Raw genomic sequence first — 9,241 nt, 5'->3', positions numbered from 1 at the left:
CACACTCCCCCGCTCCCGTACTCGCGCAGCCCACGTCATCCCACCCTTCACACAGGAGGGCTCCATGCCTTCATCTGTCATGCCCACGTCCATCCAGAGCGGCGACCGCCCGTCGCCGGCCGCCGTCTCCGCCGTCGGTCTGCGTAAGTCGTACGGGGACAAGACCGTCCTCGACGGCATCGATCTGCACATCCCGGCCGGGTCCGTGTTCGCGCTGCTCGGGCCCAACGGTGCCGGCAAGACCACCGTGGTGAAGATCCTTTCCACGCTCATCACCGCCGACGGCGGCCGGGCCCAGGTCGCGGGCCACGACATCACCGCCGCACCGGACGGGGTACGCGCCGAGATCGGCGTCACCGGACAGTTCTCCGCCGTCGACGGCCTGATCACCGGCGAGGAGAACATGCTCCTCATGGCCGACCTGCACCACCTCTCCCGCAGCGAGGGACGCCGTACCACCGCCGAACTGCTGGAGCGCTTCGACCTGGTGGAGGCCGCGAAGAAGCCCGCCTCCACCTACTCCGGCGGCATGAAGCGCCGCCTCGACATCGCCATGACCCTCGTCGGCGGCCCGCGCGTCATCTTCCTCGACGAGCCGACCACCGGCCTCGACCCGCGCAGCCGCCACGGCATGTGGCAGATCATCCGGGAACTGGTCTCCGGTGGCGTCACCGTCTTCCTCACCACCCAGTACCTGGAGGAGGCCGACGAACTCGCCGACCGCATCGCGGTACTGAACAACGGCACGATCGCCGCCGAGGGCACCGCCGACGAGCTGAAACGGCTCATCCCCGGCGGCCACGTACGGCTCCGCTTCTCCGACCCCGCCGCCTACCGCACCGCCGCCACCGCGCTCCACGACATCACCCGGGACGACGAGGCGCTGTCCCTCCAGATCCCCAGCGACGGCAGCCAGCACGCCCTGCGCACCGTCCTCGACCGGCTGGACACCGCCGGCATCGAGGCCGACGAACTCACCGTCCACACCCCCGACCTCGACGACGTGTTCTTCGCCCTGACCGGCTCCACCGTCCCCGCCCAGCCCAAGGAGGCAGTCCGATGAGCACCCTCTCCCTCGCCGTACGCGACTCGAACACGATGCTGCGCCGCAACCTCCTGCACGCCCGGCGCTACCCCTCCCTCACCCTGAACCTGCTGCTCACCCCGGTCATGCTGCTCCTGCTCTTCGTCTACATCTTCGGCGACGTGATGAGCGCGGGCATCGGGAACGGCGGGGCGGGCCGGTCCGCGTACCTCGCGTATCTCGTCCCCGGCATCCTGATGCTGACCATCGGCGGCAGCACGATCGGCAGCGCGGTGTCCGTCTCGATGGACATGACCGAGGGCATCATCGCCCGCTTCCGTACGATGGCGATCCACCGCGGTTCCGTGCTCATCGGGCATGTCGTCGGCAGTGTGCTGCAGTGTGTGATGAGCGTGGTCGTCGTTGGGGCCGTCGCCGTGGCCATCGGGTTCCGGACCACGGACGCCACCGCCCTGGAGTGGATCCTGGCGATCGGTCTGCTGGCGCTCGTCTCCCTGGCGCTGACCTGGATCGCGGTCGGGATGGGGCTGTCCAGCCCGAACGTCGAGGCGGCCAGCAACAACGCCATGCCGCTGATGGTCCTGCCGCTCCTCTCCAGCGCGTTCGTCCCCGTCGACGCGATGCCGGGCTGGTTCCGGCCGATCGCCGAGTACCAGCCGTTCACCCCCGCCATCGAGACGCTGCGCGGGCTGCTGCTCGGCACCGAGATCGGCCACAACGGGTGGCTCGCGGTGGCCTGGTGCCTGGCCCTCTCCGTACTCGGCTACTTCTGGTCCACGTCGCTCTTCAGCCGCGCCCCGAAGTAGCGGGCGCAGGATCGGCCGGCGGCTCGTCCCACTCCGGTGGGGCGGGCCGCTCCCCGTGCGCGGCCCCTGCGACGTCCACCACCTCGGCGCCCTCACGACGTATCCGCTCGACTCCCCAGGCCCCGAGCGGCCCGAGCGCCTGGTTGAGGGTGCGCCCGTGCTCGGTCAGGGAGTACTCCACCCGGGGCGGCACCTGGGCGTAGACCTTCCGGTGGACGAGGCCGTCCTCCTCCATCTCGCGCAGATGCTGGGTCAGCATCTTCTCGCTCACGCCCGGCATACCGCGCCGGAGTTCGGCGAAGCGACGTACCCCATGGGCGTCCAGCTCCCACAGGATCAGCCCCTTCCACTTGCCGCTCACCACATCGAGCCCGGCGTCGATGCCGCAGATGTACGGCCCGTTCCTCGGCGCCCTGGCCATCGCTGATCCCCTTACTCGTAGGTAAGTACCGCAGTAAATAGTGGGTACTACCGAGAATAGGGGGCGCCCTCCGAGCATGGAGAGGTGAACGAACAACACGAACACCAGAACCGCGTCACCCGGCAGAACAGCAGCCCGGTCACCGTGATCGGTCTCGGCCCGATGGGCCGGGCGATGACCCGTACCCTCCTCGCCGCGGGCCACCCGGTCACCGTCTGGAACCGCACCTCCGGCCGGGCGGACGGCGTCGTCGCCGACGGGGCAAGGCGCGCGGCGACACCCGGCGAGGCGGTCGAAGCGAGCGGCCTCGTGATCCTCAGCCTCACCGACTACCGGGCGATGTACGACATCCTCGGCACCGCCACCGCATCACTCGCCGGCCGGACACTGGTCAACCTCAGCTCGGACACCCCCGACCGCACCCGCGAGGCAGCGACCTGGGCGGCGGGCCACGGCGCCGCCTTCCTCACCGGTGGTGTCATGGTCCCGGCACCGATGGTCGGTACGGAGGCGGCCCACGTCTACTACAGCGGCCCCGAGGAAGTGCTGGAGCACCACCGCGCGGCGCTGGCACCGCTCGGCACACCGAACCATCTGGGCGAGGACCCGGGCCTGGCCCAGATGATGTACCAGGCCCAGCTCACGGTGTTCCTCACCACCCTGTCCGCCCTGATGCACGCCACCGCGATGCTGGGCACCGCGGGAATGAACGCCAGGGACGCCCTGCCGGAGCTGCTCGCCTCCGCCGACTCGACCGGCGCGATCCTGCGCGCCGGTGAGGAAACCCCGGGCGCGGCGCTGGACGCCGGAGAGCACCCCGGCGCCCTCAGCACGGTCACCATGATGGGCGCCACGTCCGACCACATCGTCGAGACCAGCGCATCCCTCGGCCTCGACCCCGCGCTCCCCCTGGCCGTGCAGGCCCACTATCGGCGCGCGATCGAGGACGGGCACGGCGGCGACAACTGGACCCGCATCATCGACGGCATCCGACAACCACGCTGACCCAAGGCACTGGGCCGGACAGCCCGGCCCGAGCAGCCCGGCCCGCAGAATCATCACGAGCCGGACCGCGCCCCGCGACGGAGAGTGAGCCGTGGACGGTGAGCGCCGGCGCCGAAGAGGTCCACAGGCCCCGGTGTCGGGTGGGTGGGGGCCCGCCCGACACCGCCAAGCGCCCAGTTACCCCAGCGCCGCCTTCACCGCGTCCGCGAGGCGGCCCGCGACCGTGCGGGCCTGTTCGATGTCGGCCGCCTCGACCATGACCCTTACCAGCGGTTCCGTGCCCGAGGGGCGGAGCAGGACGCGGCCCGTGGTGCCCAGGTCGCGTTCCGCCTCGGTCACCGCCGAGGCCAGTTCCGCCGAGGTCGTCACCCGGGACTTGTCGACGTCGGGGACGTTGATCAGCACCTGCGGCAACCGGCGCATGACGCCGGCCAGGTCGGCGAGCGTACGGCCGGTCGCGGCGACGCGGGCCGCCAGCATCAGGCCGGTCAGGGTGCCGTCGCCGGTCGTGGCGTGGTCGAGGACGATGACGTGGCCCGACTGCTCGCCGCCGAGGGCGTAGCCGTGCTCCTTCATGGATTCCAGGACATAGCGGTCGCCGACCGCCGTCTCGACGAGGCGGATCCCCTCGCGCTCCATGGCCATCTTGAAGCCGAGGTTCGACATGACCGTACCGACCACCGCGTCGCCCCGCAGGGTGCCCGCCTCGCGCATCGCGAGGGCCAGCACGGCGAGGATCTGGTCGCCGTCGACCTCCTGGCCCGTGCCGTCCACGGCGAGGCAGCGGTCCGCGTCGCCGTCGTGGGCGATGCCGAAGTCCGCGCCGTGCTCGACGACCGCCGCCTTCAGCAGGCCGAGGTGGGTGGAGCCGCAGCCGTCGTTGATGTTGAGGCCGTCCGGCTCCGCGCCGATCGTGATGACCTCGGCACCCGCGCGGGCGAACGCCTCGGGCGAGACGCGGGCCGCGGCGCCGTGCGCCTCGTCCAGGACGACCTTGAGGCCGTCGAGCCGGTTGGGCAGCACGGCGATCAGGTGTGCAACGTACTGATCGAAACCTTCGTCGTACGTACGGACCCGACCGACGCCGTCACCGGTCGGCCGCGCCCACGGCTCGCCGGTGCTGTGCTGCTCGTACACCGTCTCGATACGGTCCTCCAGCTCGTCCGCGAGCTTGTGCCCGCCCCGCGCGAAGAACTTGATGCCGTTGTCGGGCATGGCGTTGTGACTCGCGGAGAGCATCACGCCGAGGTCGGCGCCCAGCACACCGGTGAGATACGCCACCGCGGGGGTGGGCAGCACACCGACGCGCAGGACGTCCACGCCCGCGCTCGCGAGACCCGCCACCACGGCGGCCTCCAGGAACTCGCCCGAGGCCCGGGGATCCCGGCCGACCACGGCCGTGGGCCGGTGTCCCTCGAAGGTCCCCACCTCACCGAGCACGTGCGCCGCCGCGACCGACAGGCCGAGCGCCAGCTCAGCCGTCAGATCGGCGTTGGCGACACCGCGCACGCCGTCCGTACCGAAGAGTCGTCCCACAGCTCTCCCTCCGAGAAACGCCGGAGCGGCGCCAGTGCCGCCCCGAACGAAAGCGCTCCGAAAACGCAAGCGATCCGAAAATGATCCGAAAACGCGAAACTCTGCGCACACGCGTAAAGCCATTGAGCACCGGATGCACGCTCATGCACCCTGCATGCTGTTATACGCCCGAGGCTCGCGATAAACGAACGCCCCGGCGGCACGGAGTGCCGCCGGGGCGTTCGGTAGGCCGAAAGGCTGTGAACAGCCTGAACAGGCCGAGCGCGATTTAGCGCTTGCTGTACTGCGGCGCCTTGCGGGCCTTCTTGAGACCGGCCTTCTTGCGCTCGACCGCACGGTCGTCGCGGCTCAGGAAGCCGGCCTTCTTCAGCGTGGCGCGGTTGTTGTCCACGTCCGCCTCGTTCAGCGAACGGGCCACGCCGAGGCGCAGCGCGCCGGCCTGGCCGGAGACGCCGCCACCCGAGATACGGGCGATGACGTCGTAGCGGTTGTCGAGCTCAAGCACCTTGAAGGGCTCGTTGACAGCCTGCTGGTGCACCTTGTTGGGGAAGTAGTCCTCAAGGGTGCGACCGTTGATCTTCCACTTGCCGGTGCCCGGGACGATCCGGACGCGGGCGATGGCGTTCTTGCGACGGCCCAGGCCTGCCGCCGGCTGCGGGTCGCCGAAGCGGCCCGCGAGCGACTCGGAGGTGTACTCGCCCTCCAGGGGCACCTCCGACTCGAAGGTCGTCACGGCGTCGAAGGTCTCTTCGACCTCGGCGCCTTCGACGGGGGTCTCTGCAGTGGTCTCGGCCACGATGCTCCTCAGATTTCTTTTCGTCTTAGGGGGTGGCCGGAACTACTGCGCGACCTGGGTGATCTCGAACGGCACCGGCTGCTGGGCAGCGTGCGGGTGCTGGTCGCCCGAGTAGACCTTCAGCTTCGAGATCATCTGACGGCCCAGGGAGTTCTTGGGGATCATGCCCTTGATGGCCTTCTCGACGGCCTTCTCGGGGTTCTTCGCCATCAGCTCGTCGTAGCGGACGGAACGCAGACCACCCGGGTAGCCGGAGTGGCGGTACGCCATCTTCTGGGTCTTCTTGTTGCCGGACAGGTGCACCTTGTCCGCGTTGATGATGATGACGAAGTCACCGGTGTCAACGTGCGGCGCGTAGATCGGCTTGTGCTTGCCGCGCAGAAGGTTGGCGGCGGTGGTCGCCAGACGGCCCAGGACGATGTCCTGCGCGTCGATGATGTGCCACTGGCGCGTCACATCGCCGGGCTTGGGGCTGTACGTACGCACGGTCGTATGCCTTCGCTTCTTCAGTGATGAGGTTCCCGCAGCCCGCGAGGGGTTGTGGGACGGGTCCTGACAAGGCCACCCGGACGATCACGACAGCCCTGGCGATGCGACGGGGACGCAACCCGTGCACCTGCCGCTGTCCATCGGCCCGGTGAACCGGCGTAAGGGCCCCTCGCGTGAGAACGACCAAGCCAATACGCATAACGAACCAGCAGAATACCGCCGCCGCCCCGTACGGGTCAAAACGGGGCCCACGGGCCCGCGAACCCCACCCGACGGCCGCCCGCGCCCGCCGGCCGCCCGCGCCCCGCCTACCGCGCCCGCACCACCCGGCGCTCGTCCCACACCGGCTCCGGCGTCTCCCGTACGACCCCGTCCGAGCCGAAGACCAGATACCGGTCGAACGAACGAGCGAACCAGCGGTCGTGCGTCACCGCCAGCACCGTCCCCTCGTACGCCTCAAGACCCTCCTGGAGCGCCTCCGCCGACTCCAGGTCCAGGTTGTCCGTCGGCTCGTCCAGCAGCAGCGCCGTCGTGCCCGCCAGCTCCAGGAGCAGGATCTGGAAGCGCGCCTGCTGGCCGCCGGAGAGCTTGTCGAAGGGCTGGTCGCCCTGGCGCTCCAGCTCGTACCGGCGCAGCACGCTCATCGCGCCGCCCCGGTCCTTCGCGTGCTCGGTCCACAGGATGTCGACGAGTGCCCGCCCCAGCAGCTCCGGGTGCGCGTGCGTCTGCGCGAAGTGCCCCGGCACGACCCGCGCGCCGAGCTTCCACGCCCCGCCGTGCCGGACGTCCTCGCCGGCCAGCAGCCGCAGGAAGTGCGACTTCCCGGAGCCGTTCGAGCCGAGTACGGCCACCCGCTCGCCGTAGAAGATCTCCAGCGAGAACGGCTTCATCAGGCCGGTCAGCTCCAGGTCCGTGCAGGTCACGGCCCGTACGCCGGTACGGCCGCCGCGCAGCCGCATCGTGATCTCCTGCTCGCGCGGCGGCTCGGGCGGCGGCCCCGCCTCCTCGAACTTCCGCAGCCGGGTCTGCGCCGCCGCGTACCGGGACGCCATCTCGTGGCTGACCGAGGCCGCCTGCCGCAGATTGATCACCAGCCGCTTGAGCTGCGCGTGCTTCTCCTCCCAGCGCCGCTTCAGCTCCTCGAACCGCGCGAAGCGCTCCCGCCGCGCCTCGTGGTACGTGGCGAACCCGGCGCCGTGCACCCACACGTCGGAGCCGCCGGGGCCCGGCTCCACGCTGACGATCTTCTCGGCCGCCGTGGCCAGCAGCTCGCGGTCGTGGGAGATGAAGAGGACCGTCTTGCGGGTCTCCTTCAGCTTCTCCTCCAGCCAGCGCTTGCCCGGGACGTCCAGATAGTTGTCCGGCTCGTCGAGCAGGAGCACCTCGTCGGGGCCGCGCAGCAGCGCCTCCAGCACCAGCCGCTTCTGCTCGCCGCCGCTGAGCGTGCGCAGCGCCCGGAACTGGGCCTTGTCGTACGGGATGCCGAGCGCCGCCGTCGTGCACATGTCCCAGAGCGTCTCCGCCTCGTAGCCGCGCGCCTCCGCCCAGTCGCTCAGCGCCTGCGCGTACGCCATCTGCGCGGCCTCGTCGTCGACGGTCATGATCGCGTGCTCGGCCCGGTCGACGGCCTCGGCGGCCTCCCTGATCCGGGGCTGCGCGACCGAGACCAGCAGGTCGCGCACCGTACGCTCGTCGCGCCCCGTGCCGTCGTCCCGCACCGACCCCACGAACTGCGACATGACCCCGAGGCCGCCGCTCACGGTCACCGTGCCGCCGTGCGGCTGCAACTCTCCCGCGATCATCCGCAACAGGGTGGTCTTCCCCGCGCCGTTGGCCCCCACGAGGGCGACGACGCCGCCTTCCGCGACGCGGAACGACGCGTCGGCGAGCAGCACCCGCCCGTCGGGGAGGTAGTACTCCAGGTGCGCGGCCTCTAGATGTCCCATGCCCCGCATTGTCGACGCAGGTGGGCCCGGAGCCCAAACGTTTTGCCCCGAGCCCAGACTTTTTGCCCGCGAGCCCGAACCAATTGAGGCCCGAGCCCGAATCATTTCCGCCGCAGGTCCGGGCACCGGTTCCGTTTCCCGGCCCTGCCCCTGGGGCAGTACGCACGCGCGCGTGCCGCTCCGCGGGGCTTAAACTGCGCGGCATGAGCTTTGGGCATGGGCAGGGGGGGCAGGGCCCTTCGTGGGGCGGCCCCGGTTCACCGGACCAGGATCCGTACGGATCACAGCAGTCGCGGGGCGGGTACGGATACCAGGACCCGTACGAGCCTCCGGAGCGCGACTCCTACGGCACACAGACACCCGACTGGGCGGCGCTGGCCGACGCGTCCGCCGCCCGCGGCCGGCGCAAGCGCTGGCTGCTGGTCGGCGGCGGGGTGCTCGCCACCGGCGCCGTCGCCGCGATCGTCGCGACGGCCGTCGTCTCGATGAACGGCGGCAGCGGCAACGGCGCCAGTGGCACGGAGAACGCCTCGGGTCAGCTCCCGACCCCCGGCAACGACGTGCCGAACCAGAACGCCGATCCCGTCCCGTCCTTCCCGTCGGCCGCGCCACTGCCGCCCGCGGACCCGAAGGACTTCATATCCAGCGCCGACAAGGACAAGGCCCCGCTCAGCGAGGACACCCTGTTCCCCGGCAAGAAGCTGACCATGGGCGACCGCGTCTACCTCAAGGCCGCCACGACCGTCACCACCAACTGCGCCGCCGCGACGCAGGGCGCGCTGGGCTCCGTACTCGCGTCGAACAGCTGCGACCAGGTCATCCGCGCCACGTACCACAAGGACGGCGTCGCCGTCACGGTCGGCGTCGCCGTCTTCGAGCGGGAGGCCCAGGCGCTGAAGGCCAAGGACCAGGCGCAGGGCGGCATCGCCTCGCTCTCCGGCTCCGGGGTCGACACCTTCTGCCGGGCGCCCTCGATCTGCCGCAAGACCACCAACTCGTACGGCAGGTACGTCTACTTCACCGTCGGCGGCTTCACCAGCGGCAAGAACGTCGCCAAGACCGACGAGGACGTCTACGCGATCGGTGACGACGTCGCCGAGTTCACCTTCCGTCAGATCCTCGGCCGGGGCCAGGCCCAGGCCTCGGCGGCGGCCACGGAGCCCGTAACTCAGTAGCCACTCCCGCGTTCACCTGGGT

General features: G+C 70.5%; 9 protein-coding genes. 4 read left to right on the top strand and 5 right to left on the bottom strand.

The window, feature by feature from the left end:
* The first annotated feature begins 64 nt into the window (after positions 1–64).
* A complete protein-coding gene (locus ACFTZC_RS12035) occupies positions 65–1,063 on the top strand; it encodes an ATP-binding cassette domain-containing protein (protein WP_382888682.1) in 999 nt (332 codons plus the stop codon).
* A complete protein-coding gene (locus ACFTZC_RS12030; protein WP_382888681.1) occupies positions 1,060–1,851 on the top strand; it encodes an ABC transporter permease in 792 nt (263 codons plus the stop codon). Before ACFTZC_RS12035 ends, ACFTZC_RS12030 begins: the two co-directional genes overlap by 4 nt.
* Here ACFTZC_RS12030 and ACFTZC_RS12025 read toward each other — a convergent pair.
* The gene (locus ACFTZC_RS12025; protein ID WP_382888680.1) at positions 1,832–2,272 is read right to left on the bottom strand and encodes a winged helix-turn-helix transcriptional regulator; all 441 of its coding nucleotides are present in this window, start codon (positions 2,270–2,272) and stop codon (positions 1,832–1,834) included. The two genes, ACFTZC_RS12030 and ACFTZC_RS12025, sit on opposite strands and share 20 nt — an antisense overlap.
* A gap of 84 nt (positions 2,273–2,356) precedes the next feature.
* Between ACFTZC_RS12025 and ACFTZC_RS12020 the strand changes: the two genes are divergently transcribed.
* Entirely contained in the window at positions 2,357–3,277 is a 921-nt protein-coding gene (locus ACFTZC_RS12020; protein ID WP_382888679.1) for an NAD(P)-dependent oxidoreductase, read from the top strand.
* Between the two features lie 177 nt (positions 3,278–3,454).
* On the opposite strand, the gene glmM is transcribed toward ACFTZC_RS12020, so the two are convergent.
* From glmM to ACFTZC_RS12000, 4 genes are all read right to left on the bottom strand, one after another.
* Positions 3,455–4,813, bottom strand: a complete 1,359-nt coding sequence (gene glmM, locus ACFTZC_RS12015) for a phosphoglucosamine mutase (RefSeq protein ID WP_382888678.1) — start codon at positions 4,811–4,813, stop codon at positions 3,455–3,457.
* Positions 4,814–5,081: 268 nt separating this feature from the next.
* Positions 5,082–5,609, bottom strand: coding sequence for a 30S ribosomal protein S9 (rpsI, locus tag ACFTZC_RS12010; RefSeq protein ID WP_382888677.1), 528 nt, complete (start codon positions 5,607–5,609; stop codon positions 5,082–5,084).
* 42 nt (positions 5,610–5,651) lie between these two features.
* Positions 5,652–6,095, bottom strand: a complete 444-nt coding sequence (gene rplM / locus ACFTZC_RS12005) for a 50S ribosomal protein L13 (RefSeq protein WP_365636707.1) — start codon at positions 6,093–6,095, stop codon at positions 5,652–5,654.
* A 311-nt stretch (positions 6,096–6,406) separates the two neighbouring features.
* Complete coding sequence (locus tag ACFTZC_RS12000; RefSeq protein ID WP_382888676.1) at positions 6,407–8,053, bottom strand: ABC-F family ATP-binding cassette domain-containing protein; 1,647 nt, start codon at positions 8,051–8,053, stop codon at positions 6,407–6,409.
* A 194-nt stretch (positions 8,054–8,247) separates the two neighbouring features.
* Here ACFTZC_RS12000 and ACFTZC_RS11995 point away from each other — a divergent pair, with 194 nt between their 5' ends.
* Entirely contained in the window at positions 8,248–9,219 is a 972-nt protein-coding gene (locus tag ACFTZC_RS11995) for a hypothetical protein (RefSeq protein WP_382888675.1), read from the top strand.
* Positions 9,220–9,241: the final 22 nt, after the last annotated feature.

The sequence above is a fragment of the Streptomyces sp. NPDC056987 genome (assembly GCF_042673865.1).
GTDB lineage: Bacteria > Actinomycetota > Actinomycetes > Streptomycetales > Streptomycetaceae > Streptomyces.
Note: the sequence above shows the minus strand (reverse complement) of the source record. Positions and strands in the feature narration are given on the sequence as shown.